17 protein-coding genes are annotated in these 20,756 nt (G+C 31.5%); 7 read left to right on the forward strand and 10 right to left on the reverse strand.

The annotated features are described in order from the left end of the window. The first annotated feature begins 7 nt into the window (after positions 1–7). The 4 genes from FUA22_RS09110 to FUA22_RS09125 are packed head-to-tail and all read left to right on the forward strand — an operon-like array spanning position 8 to position 3,756. Positions 8–976: a lysylphosphatidylglycerol synthase domain-containing protein gene (locus FUA22_RS09110; protein WP_147767656.1), complete on the forward strand. Its 969-nt coding sequence runs from the start codon at positions 8–10 to the stop codon at positions 974–976. 1 nt (position 977) lies between these two features. Next, entirely contained in the window at positions 978–2,099 is a 1,122-nt protein-coding gene (locus tag FUA22_RS09115; RefSeq protein WP_147767657.1) for a glycosyltransferase family 2 protein, read from the forward strand. A gap of 50 nt (positions 2,100–2,149) precedes the next feature. Beyond that, positions 2,150–3,019, forward strand: coding sequence for an autotransporter outer membrane beta-barrel domain-containing protein (locus FUA22_RS09120; protein WP_147767658.1), 870 nt, complete (start codon positions 2,150–2,152; stop codon positions 3,017–3,019). A gap of 2 nt (positions 3,020–3,021) precedes the next feature. After that, positions 3,022–3,756 (forward strand): Bax inhibitor-1/YccA family protein, encoded by a 735-nt coding sequence (locus tag FUA22_RS09125; protein ID WP_147767659.1) that lies wholly within the window; start codon positions 3,022–3,024, stop codon positions 3,754–3,756. Here FUA22_RS09125 and FUA22_RS09130 read toward each other — a convergent pair whose 3' ends face one another. From FUA22_RS09130 to FUA22_RS09140, 3 genes are all read right to left on the reverse strand, one after another. After that, positions 3,757–4,233 (reverse strand): hypothetical protein, encoded by a 477-nt coding sequence (locus tag FUA22_RS09130; protein ID WP_147767660.1) that lies wholly within the window; start codon positions 4,231–4,233, stop codon positions 3,757–3,759. Positions 4,234–4,347: 114 nt separating this feature from the next. Continuing rightward, on the reverse strand, positions 4,348–6,366 hold the full coding sequence (locus FUA22_RS09135; protein WP_241664798.1) for an energy transducer TonB: 2,019 nt from the start codon (positions 6,364–6,366) through the stop codon (positions 4,348–4,350). Positions 6,367–6,368: 2 nt separating this feature from the next. Continuing rightward, positions 6,369–6,731 carry a BlaI/MecI/CopY family transcriptional regulator gene (locus FUA22_RS09140; protein ID WP_147767661.1) on the reverse strand — a complete coding sequence of 121 codons (363 nt, stop codon included), beginning with the start codon at positions 6,729–6,731 and terminating at the stop codon, positions 6,369–6,371. A 139-nt stretch (positions 6,732–6,870) separates the two neighbouring features. On the opposite strand from FUA22_RS09140, the gene FUA22_RS09145 reads away from it, so the two are divergent. Then, complete coding sequence (locus FUA22_RS09145; RefSeq protein WP_147767662.1) at positions 6,871–7,374, forward strand: DUF456 domain-containing protein; 504 nt, start codon at positions 6,871–6,873, stop codon at positions 7,372–7,374. 257 nt (positions 7,375–7,631) lie between these two features. Here the strand turns inward: FUA22_RS09145 and FUA22_RS09150 are convergent, their stop codons facing one another. The 4 genes from FUA22_RS09150 to FUA22_RS09160 all read right to left on the reverse strand — a co-directional run bounded on the left by FUA22_RS09150 (position 7,632) and on the right by FUA22_RS09160 (position 11,996). Beyond that, entirely contained in the window at positions 7,632–8,306 is a 675-nt protein-coding gene (locus FUA22_RS09150) for a response regulator (protein ID WP_147767663.1), read from the reverse strand. An 11-nt stretch (positions 8,307–8,317) separates the two neighbouring features. Further along, positions 8,318–10,234, reverse strand: coding sequence for a sensor histidine kinase (locus tag FUA22_RS09155; protein ID WP_147767664.1), 1,917 nt, complete (start codon positions 10,232–10,234; stop codon positions 8,318–8,320). A gap of 209 nt (positions 10,235–10,443) precedes the next feature. Next, positions 10,444–10,590, reverse strand: coding sequence for a hypothetical protein (locus FUA22_RS18435; protein WP_170309887.1), 147 nt, complete (start codon positions 10,588–10,590; stop codon positions 10,444–10,446). A 398-nt stretch (positions 10,591–10,988) separates the two neighbouring features. Beyond that, positions 10,989–11,996 (reverse strand): LacI family DNA-binding transcriptional regulator, encoded by a 1,008-nt coding sequence (locus FUA22_RS09160; RefSeq protein ID WP_147767665.1) that lies wholly within the window; start codon positions 11,994–11,996, stop codon positions 10,989–10,991. 297 nt (positions 11,997–12,293) lie between these two features. Between FUA22_RS09160 and FUA22_RS09165 the strand changes: the two genes are divergently transcribed. Together FUA22_RS09165 and FUA22_RS09170 are read left to right on the forward strand one after the other, a co-directional pair. Beyond that, positions 12,294–14,873: a TonB-dependent receptor gene (locus FUA22_RS09165; protein WP_170309888.1), complete on the forward strand. Its 2,580-nt coding sequence runs from the start codon at positions 12,294–12,296 to the stop codon at positions 14,871–14,873. 153 nt (positions 14,874–15,026) lie between these two features. Continuing rightward, positions 15,027–16,361 (forward strand): glycoside hydrolase family protein, encoded by a 1,335-nt coding sequence (locus FUA22_RS09170; RefSeq protein WP_147767667.1) that lies wholly within the window; start codon positions 15,027–15,029, stop codon positions 16,359–16,361. A 175-nt stretch (positions 16,362–16,536) separates the two neighbouring features. On the opposite strand, the gene FUA22_RS09175 is transcribed toward FUA22_RS09170, so the two are convergent. The 3 genes from FUA22_RS09175 to FUA22_RS09185 form a co-directional block, all read right to left on the reverse strand. Continuing rightward, positions 16,537–17,586 carry a hypothetical protein gene (locus FUA22_RS09175; protein WP_147767668.1) on the reverse strand — a complete coding sequence of 350 codons (1,050 nt, stop codon included), beginning with the start codon at positions 17,584–17,586 and terminating at the stop codon, positions 16,537–16,539. A gap of 289 nt (positions 17,587–17,875) precedes the next feature. Then, positions 17,876–19,957: a helix-turn-helix domain-containing protein gene (locus FUA22_RS09180; protein ID WP_147767669.1), complete on the reverse strand. Its 2,082-nt coding sequence runs from the start codon at positions 19,955–19,957 to the stop codon at positions 17,876–17,878. Positions 19,958–20,329: 372 nt separating this feature from the next. After that, positions 20,330–20,617 carry a hypothetical protein gene (locus tag FUA22_RS09185; protein WP_147767670.1) on the reverse strand — a complete coding sequence of 96 codons (288 nt, stop codon included), beginning with the start codon at positions 20,615–20,617 and terminating at the stop codon, positions 20,330–20,332. Positions 20,618–20,756: the final 139 nt, after the last annotated feature.

Genomic DNA, 20,756 nt, shown 5'->3' on the forward strand with positions numbered 1-20,756 from the left:
TGTAATCATGAACAATTGGGTCTCCTACAAAACTAAACAATTCTTTTTTGTACTCATTAAATTAAGTATTGTAACGGGAGCTATTTATTTTATTTTAAAAAAACTAACTAACAACCCTGAAATAGATTTTTCTGTTTTTGTTTCTTTTTTAACCAAAAATGACGTTTTTTCGACAAAAAACCTCCTTCTCTTGCTCATTTTAACAAGTTTTAACTGGTTTTTGGAAATTATAAAATGGCAAAAATTAGTAGCCTCATTTAATAAAATAGACTTCAAATATGCATTAGAACAAAGTTTAGGAGCTTTAACCGCATCACTATTCACCCCTAACCGAATTGGTGAATATGGTGCAAAGGCTATTTACTTTTCCCGTAATTTTAGAAAAAAAATAGTGTTGTTGAATTTAATAGGAAACATTACTCAAATGCTTGCCACCACATTTTTTGGAGTAATTGGACTGCTATTTTTTATAACCAAATACAATGTTAATATTGATTATTACAATCTAGCCAGAGTCTTGCTTATTGCATTACTGACGTTTACTATTATTGGTTTCGGTGTTAAAAATAGCAAGTTCACTATTAAAGGGATTTCAATTAAAAAGATTAAAATCTTTTTTGTAAACCTTTCAAAAAAAACACTTAGTTATACATTGCTCTTATCTTTTTCGCGCTATTTAGTATTTTCATTTCAATTCTATTTTTTACTTCAAATTTTTAATATTAAAATAGATTATTTAAATTCTATGATTCTAATTAGCTCTATGTATTTTCTATCATCAATAATCCCTTCAATTATTATTTTTGATGTAGTTATTAAGGGGAGTGTTGCCTTATTTGTGTTTTCGTTTATTGGAGTTAATGAACTAACCATTTTAAGCATTTCAACCCTAATGTGGCTTCTGAATTTTGTGTTACCCAGTTTATTTGGAAGTTACTACGTGTTAAATTTTAATCTACCTAAAGACTCCACCTAAAATGGCTCTATTAAGTATCGTAATAATTTTAACCTACCTATTATTAATAGGAAGTTTTGTTTTAGGTTTTGATAAAGTCAAAAATTTTGAACTGAAAGATTTACCTCCAAAAACCACGTTTTCGATTATAATCCCCTTTAGAAATGAAGTGGAAAATATACCAGAATTACTTAATTCTATTTCCAAGTTAGAATATCCAAAAAACCTATACGAAATTATTTTTGTTGATGATCATTCTGAAGATGATTCTGTTGAAGTTATAAAAGGTTTTGACTGCGCTCAACCGGACATTGAAATTATTAAGAATGAAAGACATTCAAACTCACCTAAAAAAGATGCGATTTCTACGGCGGTAAATCATTCTAAAAACGAGTGGATTATTACCACGGATGCCGATTGTGTTTTACCAAAATATTGGCTAGTTAGTTTAGATGAATTTATTCAAAAAAAACATTCAAAATGTATTGTACCACCAGTTACATATAATAATACAAAAGGTTTTTTAAATAAGTTTCAACTTTTAGATTTCTTAAGTATGCAAGGAGCAACAATTGGTGGATTTGGTATTAACAAACCATTTATGTGCAATGGTGCAAATTTTGCATATCGTAAAACAATATTTAATGAGCTAAACGGGTTTGAAGGCAACAGAACCATTGCCAGCGGAGACGATATTTTCTTTCTAGAAAAAGTCATTAAAGTTTATCCTAAAGGGGTTCATTATTTAAAAAGTGAACATGTTATTGTAAATACAAAACCACAGTTATCATGGTCATTATTGATTAACCAACGTTTACGCTGGGCTTCAAAGGCAAGCACCTATAATAATTGGTTCAGCAAATTTACAGGGGTAATTGTCTTACTCTCCAATGCCTTAATAATTACGTTAGGCCTCTTCTCTGCATTAAGCCTTTTTAATTTCAGGACTTTTCTCTATCTCTTATTCATCAAATTTAACATTGATTTATTATTAATTTATAAATCAGCTTCATTTTTTAATCAAAGAGAAGTACTTCAAAGTTTTCCTTTTGCTTTCATTATTTATCCCTTTTTTAGTGTTTATATAACATTCTTATCCTTAATCAAAAAATATAAATGGAAAGGAAGAACCTTTAAAAAATAGGAGTATCAATAATTTTCATAAATTTACATATACCCAATTCCATATGTAGCATGAAAAAACTTTTCCTTATACTACTGGTTTATTTGACCATAATGTCATTTTCTTTTGCTCAAGAGCAATTCGCTATTAATAATGAAACACCTAACCTTAAAGTTGAAACTGAAGGTGAATTAGATTTACTTTCACTAAAAACGAAAGATACTTTAAGACTTTTTGTTAGAGATAATTATGGCACCCTTCAGGAATTATTAAACACTCAAAATGACGATAATAGTTTTAGAGAAGAATTTAAGGATGTACTAAATAAACTTACCAAAGATTCTGGCATGTCCATGGAAAATGTGGGTTTTGGACGTTATAGTCTTAAACAATTTATTAAAGCCTATAACTCAAACGGTACTGGAAGATTTACATATACTGATGAGAAAGTTACTGCTCAAACAAGATTAGGATTATTTGCAGGTTTAACTAACCATCCTTTTATGGAGAACCCTAATAATGGCAAAGTAACTTTTATTAACGCTGAATTAGAGTTATTTGAAAAGAAACCGCTTCCCTTGCAATCGGGATTCATTAGTATCTCGCATGCATTGGAAAACGACGATTACAAATTTATCTCTACAACTTTAGCTCTTGGACATAGGTTTCGTTTTGTTAATAAAACAAACTTTAATATTTATACCAACCTTAATGTTGCAAGCTATACTTTTTCAAAAGAAACCATAACTTTTGATGAATCTACAACTGTTGAAAAAAACAGTGCTTTTAGGGTGCCTTTTAGCCTTGGAATAGGTAGCGATATAAAAATCTCAGAAAACAGTTTCATTTCTTTAATTTATAACGAATTATTTGCTGTTTTTGCCAGCAATAGTGATAATTTTCCAATTAATTTTGCTGCTGGATATAAGTTTAACTTGTAATAATGAAGTTATTAGACAAAACTTCCAATCCGGCGTTTACCAACTACTTTTTTGATGGTGACAACAATTCATCAAAAACCATGTCCGTCACGGGGGTTTTTACAAAGTCTATACTTTCTATACTTATTATCATTATCATTTCAATAGGTGTTTGGAAGATATATAATGAAGGTACAGATATTAAATGGTATTCTATGGGTGGCATGCTAGCTGCTATAATTATAAGTATAGTTATTTCGGTTCGTCAACATTGGGCTCATTTTTTAGTACCTCTTTATGCCATTGCGAAAGGGTTTTTCTTGGGAGGAATGAGTGCTTATGCACATAAACATTACCCGAACCTACCATATCAAGCTATTGGATTTACAATGATTACCTTTTTTGTCATGCTTATGTTATATCAAACCAGAATAATTGTTGTTACTAAAAAATTGAAAAGTGTTATCATAACTGCAGCAACCAGCATTTTTGTTATTTATCTTATTTCATGGATTTTAGGTTTCTTCGGAATTAAAGTTTTTATCTGGGGTACATCATGGCCAGCCATAATTTTTAATATTCTGGCAGCAGTTTTTGCATCATTATCGTTACTATTAGATTTCGATTATATTGAAAAACATAAACACAAATCACCCAAATATAAAGAATGGCTGGCAACTTGGGGGTTATTAGTAACACTTGTTTGGTTATACGCCGAAATATTGAGACTAATGAGAAAAGTAGCTATTAGATTTTGACTATTCTACACTAATTATAATAGGAAGTTTGAACTCCGTTTTAACCTGTTGCCCCCGTTTTATTCCGGGAAAAACTTCAGGCAGTGAATCTAAACTAATCTTAATTAATTCTAGGATATTAGGTATTTCTTTTAGGGTAAGGCTATCAATTTTTGTTTCAACCAAAGTTAAAACTCCAGTTTCAGAAACTTTAAAATGCAACCCAATAGTATCATTAACATCCTGAGTAACCACAATAATTTCGTCTTGAAGATATTTTAAAATATGAGATGATAAGGTATACTCAAAACACTGCTTTTTTTCAACCTTTGAATTTAAAGAATCACAAGAAGAAAATGACGGATAAGTATCAACATCATTCCAATTAAAAGTTTTTAATTCTTCGTTCAAAATAGCTTCAGATGAAGTTTTTTTTACGTCGAAATAATTGCAAGAAACAAGCAATAACATTAGTAAAAAAATGAGAGGGTACTTCATGGATTAAAACTGTACCCGAAAAGTACGATTTTTTTGCTTTTTAAATTCACTTAAAATATAAAAACCGAAGTTTGAGCTTCGGTCTTTAATATTAATTAATGCAGAATGGAAAAATCATTCTTTCTTTCCTTCTGGGTTATCATCTGCTACTTGAAAAATAATGGGTAAACTATACGGTACATTAACTACCTTCCCTTTTTGCATACCAGGAATCATTTTGGGCAGGGATTTAATCACCCTAATAGCCTCTTCCTCTAAAGCTGGATGGGGCGCTCTTGATCTAACATCAGCGATATTCCCTTCTTTATTAATTTTAAAAATTACGTTAATTCTTTGCCTTCCAGTGAGCTTATGCTCTGTTGCAATTTTAGTATTGAAATTTTTATTTACAAACTGAGATATGTTTTTAGACATACATTGTCTTTGTTCTTCTTTAGTTAGACCTTCACAACCCGGGAAAACAGGTACTTGATCTATAAGAGCGAACGGTACCGAAATATCATTCCTGTTAATTGATAGGTTCAGTTTAGCCGACTCTTCTAACTTATCTACGGTTATATATTTATCAAATTTATTACTGTCTGCCACTTGAAAAATAATAGGTAAACTATATGGTACATTAACTACCTTCCCTTTTTGCATACCAGGAATCATTTTCGGCAGCAATTTAATCACCCTAATAGCCTCTTCCTCTAAGGCAGGGTGCGGAGCCCTAGATCTTACTCCTGTAATATTACCTTCTTTATCAATTTTAAAAATAACGTTGATACGTTGTCTTCCCGTTAGCTTATACTCTGTTGCAATTTTAGTATTGAAATTTTTATTTACAAACTGGGATATATTTTTAGACATACATTGTCTTTGTTCTTCTTTAGTTAGACCTTCACAACCCGGAAAAACAGGTACTTGTTCAATTACCGCAAATGGTACATCAATTTCACTTAAATATTTTTTCTCATTCCCTTTACTATAAACATTGTGAACATATGATCTATAGTTAAGACCTCCTTCTGAGTGATTATCTCTAAGGCTATAATCTTCAGGGATTTTTTCACTTTCATGATGCAAGCTATATGTGAATTCTGGTTTATTATCGTTATAATCAACCCAAACAACATAACTAGGATTCAATTTGATAAAATCCGCTTGTTTTTTTTGAGCTTCTTTAGCTGTTTTTAAAGCCAATTTATCTGAGTTAACTTCTACCGCATTAACTGAATAAGTATATTCACTTAAATCCTCCTTACTAATTCCAAGTTTGTCTTGAGTTTGTGCGGAAGTATATATGAGCATCCCAAAAACCAAAGGAATTAACAGGGCATATTTTAATAAATTAATTTGTTTTGATTTCGATTTTGTTAACATAACGATTCGTTTTTTGATTAATGATTGTTTAAAAAATGGATTGATGAATGATATTTTTTTTGTGTCGAAAACTTGGGCTAGCAAGTTTTGGTAATACGCCTTTCTATTTTCAGGATTAACAGCATGGGCATCGGCAATAAACTCATGAAGTGCCACAACTCTGTTTTGATACATATAGATTAATGGGTTGAACCAAAAGAGAATTCTTAATATTTCCAATAATAATAAATCTACAGAGTGATATTGTTTTACATGTACCATTTCATGTTTTAAAATGGCCTTTTTATCTTCCCCGTGTATTTTGTCACCCAAAAATATATATCTAAAAAAAGAAAAGGCTGCACTACTATTTAATAGTTTAACAATATGAAAGTTATTAACTTTATGTTTCGGGTTTTTGGCCAACATCACAAGCATTTTTATCAGCTTAAACCCAAACAGTAATGCGGCTATAAATGCGCCTAGAAGGAATAACATCTCCCATGTCCAAAACGATTTTTGAGATATGATTGCAGGGTCTAATAATATAACATCAGCCTGCTGTTCTGCGTTGCCCAATAAAACTTCTGGCAAAGTGATAATATATTCTGGTGATACTACATTCTTAAAACCTTCAATTTTAATTAAAGGAATTAATAGTGATAATAATGCAGTACCTAATAAGTAAGCTCTATTCCAATTAAAGAAGGTTTCTTTCTTTAAAAAGAAATCATAAACCATTAAAAAGAACAGTTGAAACGCAATGGTCTGAATTATATATTGAAACATGATTATAAGTCTTTTTTGTTTATTTCTTTTAACACAGATTCTAAGTCTTTCATACTCATGTCATTTTTCTTCATAAAAAAGGACACCATACTTTTAAAAGAACCCTGAAAATAATTATCTACCAGTTTATTTATGGATTGATTACTATAATCGTTCTTTTCAACAATAGGGAAATACACATGCCCCTTACCCTGCTTTTCATAACCAACAAACCCTTTACTTTCTAAAATCCTAACTATTGTAGACACCGTATTGTATGCCGGTTTTGGTTCTGAAATCTGCTCTATTATGGACTTTACATTGGCCTTTTTTAGTAGCCATAGTATTTGCATAATATCTTCTTCTGCTTTGGTGAGTTGTTTCATTTTTTGACTATTTTACTTTCAACTAAAGATTTAGTTTAAACAAATATAACTAAATTTTTAGTTTCAACTAATTTTTTAGTTAAAAATGTAACATTTGCACCTTAATTACGTCTTACTTAGTAGAATTTAATCTATTTACATGGACATCATTTTAATTATTGTTGCTGCTTTATTCATGGTTTTAGGCATTATTGGCAGCTTCTTACCCGTGCTTCCTGGTCCGCTAACTAGTTGGATTGGGCTACTAATACTACATTTATCCAAGTCGGTTCCCATGGATAAATCTTTTTTAATAATTACTTTAATAATTGCCATACTTATTTGGCTTTTAGACTACGTTATTCCTGCTATTGGCACAAAGCGCTTTGGCGGAACCAAATACGGTATGATTGGAACATCTATTGGTTTAATTGTGGGACTCATTGCTCCCATTCCGTTCGGAGTTATTATTGGTCCGTTTGCTGGTGCCTATCTTGGAGAATTACTAAATAAAACCGATTCTAAAACAGCTATAAAAGCTGCGTTTGGGTCTTTCATAGGTTTTTTAACCTCGGCCTTTATAAAATTTATAGTGGCTATTATTTATCTCGGCCTTTTTATAGGTATTGTCTGGGACAGTAAAGAAGCTCTCTTCACATTTTAAAAGAAGCGACCCTGTGGGTCTCTCACCTCCACAGGGTCTGTAAATTGCTATTATCAACAAAAAAAATTGAGGGATTAATTAATTTTTTTGAAGTGTTGACAAACAAATATAGTAAATGTACTTGTCTTTAAACTGTGGGAAAACCGTAACTACTTTACGGTTTACAGGTAGCTTTCAAATATAATCATGGGTTTCACGCACAAAATCTTTTGCTTTATTTACAAAAAACAACGCAAACCATTAAAATATAGCTCTAGTTATACAAAACCTTTCTTTCTAGCTTCGTTTAATAAGGTTTCATCTTGTCCGTCTTCTACAGAAAATAATTCTTTTAACTGCTTTTTCCTTTTCTCAACAGCACTTAAAGACATGTCTAGATGAGTTGCCAAGTTTTTAGTTTTAATGCCCTGCGAAAGTAAGTGAAGAATCTTTCTGTTTTTTTCATCAATGACAATATCACTTGAAATAGTTTTTCTAATGTGGCTGTTTACTGTACCGCTATAAAAAGGAGGATTATTAAGTACTGCTTGAAAGGCGCTAGCAAGCTCACTGGAAGTTAAATCACTTTTAATTAAGAAGCCTTCAGGGTTAATATTTTTGATAATATTATGAATTCTAAACGATTCATTAAACATGGTTAAAATTACAATTTTTGCATCTGGTAAAACTTTTCTAGCATATTCAGCTAAATCTTCACCAGAATTCATCCTTCCATCAGATGAGGGTGGTAAACTAATGTCAACAAACAACATATCATAAGGCCTTTCATCTCTAACAGATTTATCCATAAAAGCTACGGCCTCATCACAGTTGTTAGCTATATTAATTAATAACTCTTGGCTTTCCTTTTTTGTGAATTGTAGTGTGTTTTGATAACCTTCAATAATCATTGGGTGGTCATCAATCATTAAAATTTTAATCTTTTCAGTCATACAGTTCGTCGTTAGGGTATTGGGACTTCAATAATAACTGTTGTTCCTACTTCTTTTTCTGAAGTTATTTTTATTATTCCCTTTATTTCGTTAATTCTGGAGTTTATATTTTTAAGACCTATACCAGATTTTGCCTTATTAACATCAAATCCAGAACCATCATCAACAATTGTAAGGCAAATTACATTATTTTTTAGTTTAAAACTAATATTCACATGGGTAGCTTGAGCATGTTTATATATGTTATGTAAGGTCTCCTGTATTATTCTATAAATATGAATTTTCTTTTTATTAGTTACATCATCCCAATGTATTCCATCATCATGATCTAAATCATATTGAAGGTTATAAGCTAAGGTTTGTGTTTCTACCAGTGTTTTAATAATGTCTATGAAACCACTACCCGAAACAAAATCGGTATTTAACTCATGTGATACTTTCCTAATATCTTGCTCTATATTTTTTAACTCCTCAATATATTGACCACGTGTTTTTATTGCCTCAGGTGTATTATTAAAGTTTAGACTATCTAAACTTAGTCTTGTACCAAATAAACGCCCTAACACACCATCATGCAACTCTTCTGAAATTCGTTTTTTCTCAAGTGTTCTCGCTTCTTCAATACCTTCATTTTGTGATAACATCAGATTATAAATCTCCTCATTAGTCTCTTGTTGCTTTTGAATAAATTGAAGCTCTTTGTTTTTATTTCTTTGGGTAATAACCAAATACAATAAGAAAGACGCCATTATTACAACTACCGATATAATAAGCAGCCACATGCGCTCTTTGGCTATTTGGATGTTTTCTTGTTCTAGTTGGTCTGTCTCATACTGAATTCTGGTAAATTTATTTCTTATTTTTCGTTCTTCTTTTTGTAAGCTATCATTTAGTTTTACATAGGCCTTTAAAAATCCAGCTGACTTATCACCTTGCTCTATTTCTGACAACAGTTTAAGTGATTTTAATAAGTCATCATTATAATAGCTCTCAGAAATATCTTTAGCTCTATAGGCATAATATAATGCTGAATCTTTAATGTTTTTATCATTGAAATATTCAGCTAAATGTTGATTGATTACAATAGAATTATAGCCGTTATGTGAGATACTATCACTTATATTTAAAGCTCTTAAATACAACTGGGGTAGTTGGTCCGTTTTTTTTATTAAATATAACGTATGAGCATAATTATCCAATACTAAGGCATAAAAGTCCGGGCGCTGGTTAATTAAGTTTTCATTGCCTAAAATTTCACTGTAGAGCTTTAAGGCTAGTTTATATCTTTTAGAATTTTTAAAAGCGGTCGCTAAATTATTTTTGGAATTATCAATGGTGGCATTATTTTTACCTTTTAATTTCTTTTTTAAATTAAGTGACTTAGTGTGATATTTTACAGACTCATCAAATTGCTCCAATTGACCGAAGACTGTTCCCAAATTATTATAAAAAAAAGATTTCTTCCTATTAACCTCATACGTAGGTTTTAGTTCATCAAGTAACCCTATACCCCTTACAGAAGTCAATTCACTTCCAGTAAAATCCTTTTCATCTCTTTGTATTATTGCAATATCCAAGAGCACCGTAGCCATATTATAATTATCCTTTAAGCCACGATATAATTTTAGAGCTTTTGTATTATAGTAATAAGCACTATCAACTAATCTATTATAATAATAATAACCAAGGCTTTTATTAATTAATGCCATAAAAGTTGAATCATTTATCTTTTCTGCCAACTTTAAACCTTCCTGATTATATTTTAAAAAAGATTTATCATTCCCTTTTTCTAAGTATAATATGGATAACTTTATTTTACTTTTTATAATTAGAGTATCTATTTTGATGGTTTCTGATAAATCTTTAGATTTTAAAGCATAAGATAACCTTAAGTCAAGTTTGTTTTTAGAATTTGCTGAGTGCTTCAAAAAATACAAAATACTATCAACCTCAATCTTATTTTGAGAAAATGTAAGACCTGTCCAAAAAAATAATAGAATAAAAAACCTTAAACCCAATGTTAACAATACATTTATGTCGCATAAATGTATCCATAATTTTTCAATATATACAAAATAAAATGCCCTTATCTAAAATTTTAGATAAGGGCATTTTATGTAAATTAAAATTAAATTTTTTATCTTTCGGTAACTTCTCCTCCAGTAAATAAAGTAGGAACACTTTCATCTTGCAACACATCATCTTCATTTAAATCTTGTTTTGTACAAGAAGAAAAGGCTACTAACAAAACGGCTGCAATTAAGGTAAATTTTAGGGCTTTCATATTAATTCGATTTAAGGTTAAACTATTTTTCTATATTAAATTTTTAATAATACTCGTTAACTAAGACTTTGATTAACAAAATCTCTGTTGAGGGAAAAATGGAATAATTAACTTTAAATCGAACACATAAAAGTGTACAGATTTATACTTTTAAATTTTGAGGGAATCGACCAAAACAATGGTCTTAAAATGGATTAATTTCCTTAATGTGCTGAGGGGAAAATATTGTGCCCATTAAGAGTTCACTAAAGTAGATAGCATAAAGATGTTTGGAATAAAATAATCGATGAAATACATATTTCTTAGATGAAATACATCGATGAATGGTAATTCAACCAAATCACCGGTATTTTAAGTAGAAAATCGGAAAGCTGGCCGTAGTATGAATTTACAAAAAACTAATTCAAAGTAGAATCATTCTTGACCACACTTGTTTTAACTATTTTTGTCTTAACGTCTTCTTTTAAATCCATGTTTTCCAACCTATGAATTAACATTTGAGCTGTCTCTGCTCCTATAACTTTAGCATGTTGCCTAATTGTAGTTAATCTAGGAAAGGCATGAATAGCATCAGATTTACTTGCAAAACCAATTACCGAAATGTCTTTTGGCACCTTTTTTCCTAAATTTACCGCTGCATTAATGGCAATAATTCCAGAAGAGCTATCTGCTGCAATAACACCATCTATATCTTTATTCTTCTTTAAGAAAGACCTTATATTTTTCTGTTGATCATCATTCTTATTAATCTTTAAAATTAAAGGTTCTTGTCTATTTTCTTCTAAAACGGCTTTGGCATAACCCCTTTCTCTTAGCTTACCAACACTTAAATCTTCAATGTTACTTAAAAAAGCAATCTTCTTTCTGTCCTCTTTCAACAGACCTTTTGTAGCATTATACGTTGCATCAAAGTCATCTACAATTACTTTGTCACACATAACATCATGAGCCACCCTATCAAACATAACAATTGGTAAACCTTGACTTATAGTAGTTTTAAAATGTTCTACTTCATTCTTAATCTGGGTTTCTTCCGCTACGCATAAAATGAATCCATCTACACTACCATTGGCTAAAAGCTGAAGACTCTCTTTTTCTTTCTCCAAAGACTCATTTGAAATGCAAGTTATAATATGGTAACCTAGTTTAGTAGCTTCTCTTTCAATTCCGAAAAGTACTTTTGCTAAAAAGTGATTCAATATATTAGGTATTATAACACCTATGGTTTTTGTTTTATTTTGCTTTAAACTTAAAGCTACCTTATTTGGTTTATAATTATACAGTTCTGCTAGCTCTTTTACACGGCGTACAGTTTCTTCTCCAATCTCCTCACTATTATTTAGTGCTTTAGAGACTGTTGAAATTGAAACATTCAACTCTTTTGCTAGCTGTTTTAAGGTAACCATTCTATTGAATTAGTAATTTTTGTGATACGCAATTTACAAAATTACTTTTTGCAAAAAAGTAATTATTCATTTCATAAATATTTAAAGCTCCAATATATAAAAATCTTTTCTTACTTAATTTAAACCTTTTGCTCCTTAAAAAGTCTTATTGGCTTTTAATAAACTTAAAGCTATTACCTATTTTTGTAAGCTTAAAATGAATGCTATTAAAAAATTACTTAATTAGTATAAATGACATACATTTGCGCCCAAATTACAACTGAACTCTACGATAAATTTTACAAAATAATTCATAAAATGAACAACAAATTTTCGGTTTTATTACTTCTTTTTTTATTTACAGCATTAGCCTTTGCTCAAAAAGGCAGTATACAAGGAACTATAGTAGATAGCGATTCAAATGATGCTATCCCGTTTGCAACCATTGTAGTACTAAAAAGCAATACAACTGAAACAGTTTCAGGAGCTATTTCTTCGGATAACGGACAATTCAATGTTGAAAATATGGCATACGGAAGCTATACCGTACAAATTTCGTTTATTGGTTATCAAACCAATACCATAGAAAACATCATCCTTACCAATTCCTCTCCTAATGCTAACCTAGGAACAGTTGCTTTAAAACCTCAATTAGAATCATTGGATGCTGTTACGGTTAAGGCTCAGACTAAAACATCCACTACAAAAATTGATAGAAAAGTTTATAATGCTAGCGATTTTGCTACAGCAAAAGGCGGAAATGCTGCCGATGTTTTAAATAAATTACCTTCTATTACTGTTGATCCTAGCGGAAATGTTTCGGTTAGAGGAACAACTGATTTCATGGTATACCTAAACGGAAAGCCAACTAATATAAAACCATCCGTTTTATTAGGGCAAATCCAATCAAACAACATCAGTAAAATTGATGTGATTACAGTTCCAACAGCACGTTATGATGCACAAGGAAAAGGAGGAATCATCAATATTACTACCAAGAAAAATCTAAACCAAGGCCTTTCAGTTTCTGTTAATGGTTTGCTAGGTGGAGCGCCTTGGGCTAACCTAACTGATGAATATAGTGGGCATGACTTAAAAGATGATCGATACGGCGGTGGTTTCAACATCACTTACAGCGAGAAAAACTTTACCCTTTATGGTGGCTTCAACTATAACATGAAAAATGTAAATGGAAAGCGCTCAGGTGAAGCTAGAGTTTTTGTAAACGAATCCGAAGGTGATTTCTTCCATATGAATGCTAAAAATGGCGAGCGTCCTGAGTGGTATGAGAACTATACCGCTAATGCTGGAATAGATATTGATTTATCTGATTCTAAAAAATTATCATTTTCTTATTTCTACGGAAATAGAAATGAAGGAAGAGCTGCTTATTATGTATATAACACGTTTTATGCAGATGCAGACCAATCTAATAAAGATCTAGGTACAGAACAATTTATGTACAACCCCAATGTTGATGATAGATATGGTGAGTACAGCACCTTTAATGTAGATTACTCGGTAGCTTTAGCTAATGATGCTAGTTTTAAAATGGCTGCCGCTTATGAAACTTCTAAATTAAGTAGAGAGTTAAACAATAAGAACTATTTCTATAATACAAGAGCCGATGTTGATAACGACATTGATAACAACTACGCTAATGCTATTCAAGCTGATGATTATTCACTATCAGACAATACACCTTTAAAAGGTTTACGCTTTAATGCAGATTACGAAATACAAATTGACGAGTTTAGCACTTTTGGTACGGGAGCACAAGTGCAATACACAAATATTGATGGTTCGTTTAACTTCAACAATACTTTAGTAACGAAAGATTTAAATAATACTATTGATTTAACAAGAACGGTATATGCTGCCTATGCAGACTATTCTGCAACCAGAGGAAAACTTAGTTACATCTTAGGATTAAGAGCAGAATATGGTGACCAAACTTTAGAAAATGGTAATACCGATTATGTTCCAATTTTTGGATCTGATTTAGAGGAAACTTATGTACAAAAGAAATTTGATTTATTCCCATCTGCGCACTTTAGTTATGAAATTAGCAATAAAGACAAATTAACTTTAGCTGGAAGTAGAAGAATCAACAGAGCTTCTGTAACTAAATTGGCACCTTTCTTATACCGTAGACATTTTGAAGTATACGTTGTTGGTGACCCAGAATTAGAAGCTGAATATTTAAACAATGCTGAAATCACCTATGAAACCTCAACTGGAAAAAGCACCTTTAGTTTAACAGGTTTTTACCGAGGAACAGATAACACTGTATTTAGAGTAAACACGGTAACCACAGCTAATGAAAACCCAGAATTGAATGCTATTTTAGGTGAAGATGTATTGATTCGTTCTTACACCAATGCAGGCAACTCCACCTCTTTAGGTGCTGAGTTAAATATGAATGTTGTTCCTAGTTCTTGGGTTAAATTATTTGTTGGAGGTTCATTATATAACTACCAAATTAAAGGTGAGGTATTCGGTTATGATGTAGACCAAAATAGTACTAACTGGTCTTTAAAAGGAAATGCTAATTTTACAATATCAGATAAACTAAAATTCAACTATGACTTTAGTAGAATTTCAAACACAGTAACATCACAAGGTCAAAATGATGCCTTTTCTGTTTCAAACATTGCTTTGAGCTACCAACCATCAGATGCATGGGATATTTCTCTTAGAGGATTGGATATTTTTGCTCAAAATGACCAAGGTTTAGACACCAATGCTTTTAATGCGTCCAATCAACAAATCTTCTATCAGGAAACTTTATACGAAAGAAACGGTCCTATATTTGAATTAGGCATTACTTATTCACTTAATATGAATGGTAAAAAGAAAAAGGCTAAAGATTTCCAAGGAAACAAGCACTTTAAATAAAATTATAACGGTACAGTTATTGAAAGCCTGCTAATTATAATTAGCAGGCTTTTTTAAAACAATAATTTACCTTACAATACATTATTTTTACTTAAAGCTATAAAGTAAAAATTAAAACTCTTTATTTTTACAATAAATAAAAACTTAAGATTTATGAGTTATTTAAAAAAATCTCTATTTACTCTTTTAATAATTCTAATTGGCTGTTCAGTAATGAATGCCCAATACCAAGAACCAATGACCCACCATCTGGCACTTAAGAATATGAAAGATTATGGTTTGATAAATGATAACGCAGAAAACAATCAAAGTAACATAGTCCAAAATGCTATAAATGACTTGCACAGCAAAGGCGGAGGACAATTGATAATCCCTAAAGGCACTTATCAATTTTCAAATATTTATTTAAAATCTAATATACATCTTCTTATAGATAAAGGTACGGTTATTAAACCTTATTGGCCAAAGGGAACAAAAATAGCTGTATTTATTATAGACACTGAAACTCCAAAAAACAAAAAAAAACCTAATTATGATGAGAAAAGCTTTATTAGAAATGTAAGCATTAAAGGAAAAGGAGGGAAATGGATAATCGATTACTCAGATAGAATACCAAAAAAAGGAGAAGGTGCTAGGGGTATTTTATGTCGGATGGTTAAAAATTTCTGTATTTCAGATATGGATATAAAGGATAATTTTTCAACATATTGCGGAATTACCCTCACCCCTACTAGGTCAAAAACAAAGAATATTAGCAATTGGAAAGTGTCTAGAGCTGCAGATGGACTTATTCGAAATTGTAGAATATTCAACGCCAGTCCAGGGTACGGATTAGTTCAATTGCATGGTGCTCAAACGGTACATTTTGAAGATTTATATGCCAACGGAGGGGTTACCCTAAGACTGGAAACAGGTGCTGTTGGAGAACATACAGCTGTATTTGATATTACTGCTAAAAATATTGTTAGCGAAAACGGAAGATGCGCCTTAATGTTAGGCCCTCACAGTGCACATAACGGTGTGGTAAAGGTAGATGGTATAAAATCTATTGGAAGTACTTATGCGGTTCAAATGGGAATGGGTGGAGTAAAAAAGAAAGAACTCCAGAGAAACCCAGATGCTAAACCCGGAAGTTTTGCCGATGGTACCTCCGTAAAAAACATTCACGCTGTTTTTGGCACGCAAGCGCAAATTAAAAAACACGCTTTATTAGAAATTCCAGAAGAATATCTTGACAGCTTAAAACTTTGGAATGATGATAAATTTATGGATGGTCCTTCTATAGCACCCGTTAAAGATCATAGAAAGGGTGGTTACAATGTAATTATAGAAAATATTACCTCTGAAGGATTTAAGTACAACAGTGAAACTAAAATTTTAACTTCCGAAAAAATTAGACCTGGAAGTTGGGCGAAAGCATTTTCAAAATGGTTGAAAAAAAATGAAGGAAAAGATTATCGTGTAGACAAAGGCCCTTATGTAAATTAAACCTTTTTAATTCATGAAAATTGAAGGGTATAAGGCTATTCGATACTTATTTTCTTTTAAGAAAATTCTGTTATTAAAATCTTTGTATACTAAAAAGACCTTGAGTTTAATAACGAAACTTAAGGTCTTTCATTTTACAAAACAACTATCATACAAAAACTGTTACAATAGTATTTTATTCATAAGGCCAACCATCCCAAATGCTACAATGTCCGGCATTATCGGTTGCTGTAATTTCTCTTTGTGCTTTACTATATCCAGCGTTCATTAGCGCAAATGGCGCATAATGAGTTTTACCATTCTTGCCTTCAAAAGCTTTTCCAAAGTGCCCTTGACTTAGCCCATGACCAATTTCATGCAACATTACGGTTTCATAATCTGCATAACCATTATTAGTAACATCATTAGGGTCATCTTTAAAATTTCTAGAACCATTTATATAGATTTCTCTAAAAGCCACATCACGTTTACCGTTCTGGTCAATGTCTGTTGGTTCTCTATCCGGACCTGGGCCATCAAACCATATATATGTAAACGTAACACCAAGAGTTCTTGTTCCTCCATCCTCGCGTAGGGCTTCGAAAAATGCAGCAGGAAGGTTACCTCCGTGTAAAATGCTTCCAGTAATTCTCCAACCAGCTCCACCCATATTCAAAGCGCGTTGAAAAACACCTACATCCCTATATATATCATAAGGAGTGGTTGTGTAAACATTATAAAAGTTTAGATCTTCAGAGCAATTAATGGAGCCCCAGGTGTTAATTGCACTGTTTGTTGCGATTAACGTCTCCTCGGGTGTCATACTATATTCACTTCCTACTGTACCTTGTTCGGTACCGTCTGTCCAAAACAGTTGGTCTGTACCTGGGAAAAAATTTCTTGGATCATCAGGCACAAAATCAGCCCCCAATTGTTTGTTTCCTACAGCTCTAAAATTAACCGTGATACCTGCTCCTTCGTATTCTAAAAGTTCCATTTTTGCAAGTTGAATATTATATTCAGATAGTTGTTCGTTCAAAGCTGCAGCAAAGTCCTGAATACTGCTCTTTTTATCAGAAGTTTTTGAGAATAAACTGTTTTTAACGCTAGCACCGACTGGTTCTAATTTCATTTCCTCCAAACCCAAAGGATTTTTTTCTTGCTCAGGAGTTGAGGTAATTTCGTTCTCATGACAGGCTAAAAAAAATAAGGGGATTACAAATAAACATTTCACTAGTGTTTTCATGATTTTAAGATTTTTAGATTAATAGTGTTGTGAAGATGTCTATTTAACCGATGCAACACATAACAATTTGCGTGCAATTGATTCTGATTTTATTTTAAAGGCTTTAGATTATGATGCGTTTAAACATGCAACATGTTAATTGACAGTTGCTTATGTAATAAATAATTCTTGTTAAGCTTTCAGGTGATTCTTTAATTTTTTTAGTAAAAAAATGTAGTGAAATATAAATAATGAACAAATACGAGCTTTACAACCCATTTAATGTTTGATTATAATTTGTAAATCATACTTATTCTGGGGGTGCAGATGGCAAGTAAGGCCTGATAATATTTTGTACTTCTTCTAATTGTTTTTCACCTCTTTTCATAGAGGCGTTTAAATATTCTATATCGCCTTCAAAAAAACCAGCCTCTAAATCTGCCTTAATGTAGCTTATTAGATTCCAAAAAAGCCAACCATCTACTTCTTCAAATTTATCAATGCATTCATTAGACTTTTCAATATCACCCAAAGCGCCATAAATAAAAAATAACACGTAATAACTTACAGGCCTATCCAAGCTTTGTTTAGAGCTAAGTAAATTATTATACAATTCTGCTTGTCTCCGTAATAGGTTTTTTCCCTTTTCAATCTGGCCACCACGCAAAAGACACATGCCATAACCCCAATAAACTGATCTAGAGGCTAACGAGTTCACCCCCTCTTTTTCAACTTGTTTATAACATTTTTTATAATATGGAGTTGCCTTTTCAACATCTCTTTTATACAAATATAGCATCCCTAATAAGGCATTACGCTGTTGATTATCTTTAACTAGAGTTTTATTGACATAGGCAAGGGCTTCATCATACCTCATGGACTGTATAAAAGAATACACACGATCTCTTCTAAATCTTGGCACTGTCTGTAACTCGAATATTTTATCAAAATAATAATCTACCATTTGGTGATTCTCTAAGGTTCTATAAAATTCCAGATAGTTTGTATAAAGCCCCATTAACTGACCCCTAGATTGTGCAAACTTTTCTATTTTCTGAAGGGTAAATATGGCCTCTTTGTATTTGTTTTTTCTCTTATGAATGCCAATTAAATTAAATAAAGCACCCACATCATTAGGATAAATTGTTAAACTTTTTTCATAATCTAAAATGGCATTCTCCTCTTTATTAATTCTCACAAAGTAATCTCCTCTTAGCTTATATGCAAAGGCATAGTTTGGGTTTAATGCTATAGCCTTATTTGTTAAATAAAGCACCTCATCAAACTTATTATCTTCACCTACATAATTACCATAGCGTTGAAAAGTGGTTAGTGCTAAACCTATATATGCTGAGGCAAATAAAGAATCTCTTTTTATAGCCTTTTCATAAGATGACTTTGCCTTATCTAATAAATCAAGCCAAACCTTATGTTTTTGCAATGAACTATTGGCCTTAAAAAGATACTCGTCTCCCTGTAAACGATATTCATATGCATATTTATCCTTAGTTGGATCCGTACTTAATTCACTTTTTAAATTTGACGATATAGCCGTTTCAAGGTTTTCAGTTATAGATTGTACAACATCGGCCTGTACTTTAAAAATTTCGGAAACATCTTCATTATAACTTTCAGACCAAACTACTTTGTCCTCTTTTACATTAATTAACTCTGCCGAAACAATAGCTTTATTACCAATACGTTGAACCCTACCTTCAATTAAATAATTAACATCTAATTCATTGGCAATAGCCTTTAAAGAAATCTGCTTATTCCTGAATTTTTCAGTAGAACGTCTTGAGGCAATCTTGAAATCAGGAATTTTAGTTAAATATTCTCTTATACCTGTCATTATTCCATTACAGAAATATTGGTTCTCATTATTTGGACTATCATTTTCAAAAGGCATAATGGCAATAGTCTTTTCAATTGATGAAATTCCATCATCTTTATTCTTAAATTTCTCATTAAAAACAATCAACACTATCAAGATAATTATAGGTGCAATGCTTAATAGCTTTTTAGAAACCGTTTTTTTAGGAGGAGCAGCAGTATTTTGATATTTAACCTCTCCAGGAGGATACCCAAAAAAATTATGAAAGCAAGTATTAAAATAAGTAGGACTAGAAAAACCAACACGATACGCAATTTCAGCTGCTGTAAACTGATTTTTTTTCAACATCTCCATCGCTCTCTTTAAGCGATATTCACGAATGAATTGACTGGTAGATTTCCCTGTAGCATCTTGTAACTTCCTATACAATTGTGACCTACTAAGACCTATTTCTAAAGCTAAATTAGAGACTCCAAAGTTTTCATCCTCTAAATTGACCTCTAGAATATGCTCTATTTTTTGAGTGAATCCCTGATCATCAGAAAGTTCGTCTTTCATAATTATTTTAAATTGTATAAGATGTGTCTTAGTATTATACTAAACATACTTGCTATAAAAAAATTAATGGGGATAACTTAGGGGTTATGGTAAATATAATGAAATAAAACTAATGTCCGAAAAATATGATGTTTCGCACATATCCTAAAATATCAATTACTTTGAAAAAATATCTAATACACAATCAAAATATAAAAGGCAAACAATAGTTCACGTTTGCCTGCCTTCAGTCTGCTATTAACCTAACAAAGCATTCGCTTTGCTATTTTAATTTAGTCATAATTTACTTATAAAGTAAAAATACAGGACAAATAGTAACCTATTACCGATTAAACGACTTTAATCCTTATATATCTATAAGAATTTACGCCATTAATGTACAGTTTTCACTTCTTCCCCTGTTAAATTAGACAAGTATTCTACTAAATCTCTTAAGGCTCTTTTTCCAATATAGGTTCCAATGGTGGGCATTGATGAAATAACAATTTCTCTGTTTTTAATTCTTGACAGCGGTAGTTTTAATGGTTCAACCTCTGATGTTTTTAGTGTTATATCTTTTTCTGTTTCTTCTAATAGAACACCAAAAATGGTTTGGTTATTGCCTAATGTAAGAATAACGCTACCGTAACCTGGAGCTAAACGTGCACTTGGGTCTACCAACGCTTCAAGTAGCTCTTCCCTTGTAAGTTTTCTTTTGAAAAATCTAATCCCTTTAATGAAGTTATTGCGGTAGACCTTACCTGTTAATTTTGAAGCTAATAAAATAGGGAAATCTTATTTGAATGGAGTTTCATTTAAT

It is taken from the genome of Seonamhaeicola maritimus, from assembly GCF_008056315.1.
Lineage (GTDB): Bacteria > Bacteroidota > Bacteroidia > Flavobacteriales > Flavobacteriaceae > Seonamhaeicola > Seonamhaeicola maritimus.

What these genes read in the sequence shown, in the direction of transcription:
- FUA22_RS09110 (WP_147767656.1), top strand. Translation starts at nt 8, where the DNA reads ATGAACAATTGGGTCTCCTACAAAACTAAACAATTCTTTTTTGTACTC.
- FUA22_RS09150 (WP_147767663.1), bottom strand. Translation starts at nt 8,306, where the DNA reads ATGACTGAAAAGATTAAAATTTTAATGATTGATGACCACCCAATGATT.
- FUA22_RS09125 (WP_147767659.1), top strand. Translation starts at nt 3,022, where the DNA reads ATGAAGTTATTAGACAAAACTTCCAATCCGGCGTTTACCAACTACTTT.
- FUA22_RS09130 (WP_147767660.1), bottom strand. Translation starts at nt 4,233, where the DNA reads ATGAAGTACCCTCTCATTTTTTTACTAATGTTATTGCTTGTTTCTTGC.
- FUA22_RS09165 (WP_170309888.1), top strand. Translation starts at nt 12,294, where the DNA reads ATGAACAACAAATTTTCGGTTTTATTACTTCTTTTTTTATTTACAGCA.
- FUA22_RS09115 (WP_147767657.1), top strand. Translation starts at nt 978, where the DNA reads ATGGCTCTATTAAGTATCGTAATAATTTTAACCTACCTATTATTAATA.
- FUA22_RS18435 (WP_170309887.1), bottom strand. Translation starts at nt 10,590, where the DNA reads ATGAAAGCCCTAAAATTTACCTTAATTGCAGCCGTTTTGTTAGTAGCC.
- FUA22_RS09135 (WP_241664798.1), bottom strand. Translation starts at nt 6,366, where the DNA reads ATGTTTCAATATATAATTCAGACCATTGCGTTTCAACTGTTCTTTTTA.
- FUA22_RS09140 (WP_147767661.1), bottom strand. Translation starts at nt 6,731, where the DNA reads ATGAAACAACTCACCAAAGCAGAAGAAGATATTATGCAAATACTATGG.
- FUA22_RS09120 (WP_147767658.1), top strand. Translation starts at nt 2,150, where the DNA reads ATGAAAAAACTTTTCCTTATACTACTGGTTTATTTGACCATAATGTCA.
- FUA22_RS09180 (WP_147767669.1), bottom strand. Translation starts at nt 19,957, where the DNA reads ATGAAAGACGAACTTTCTGATGATCAGGGATTCACTCAAAAAATAGAG.
- FUA22_RS09170 (WP_147767667.1), top strand. Translation starts at nt 15,027, where the DNA reads ATGAGTTATTTAAAAAAATCTCTATTTACTCTTTTAATAATTCTAATT.
- FUA22_RS09160 (WP_147767665.1), bottom strand. Translation starts at nt 11,996, where the DNA reads ATGGTTACCTTAAAACAGCTAGCAAAAGAGTTGAATGTTTCAATTTCA.
- FUA22_RS09175 (WP_147767668.1), bottom strand. Translation starts at nt 17,586, where the DNA reads ATGAAAACACTAGTGAAATGTTTATTTGTAATCCCCTTATTTTTTTTA.
- FUA22_RS09145 (WP_147767662.1), top strand. Translation starts at nt 6,871, where the DNA reads ATGGACATCATTTTAATTATTGTTGCTGCTTTATTCATGGTTTTAGGC.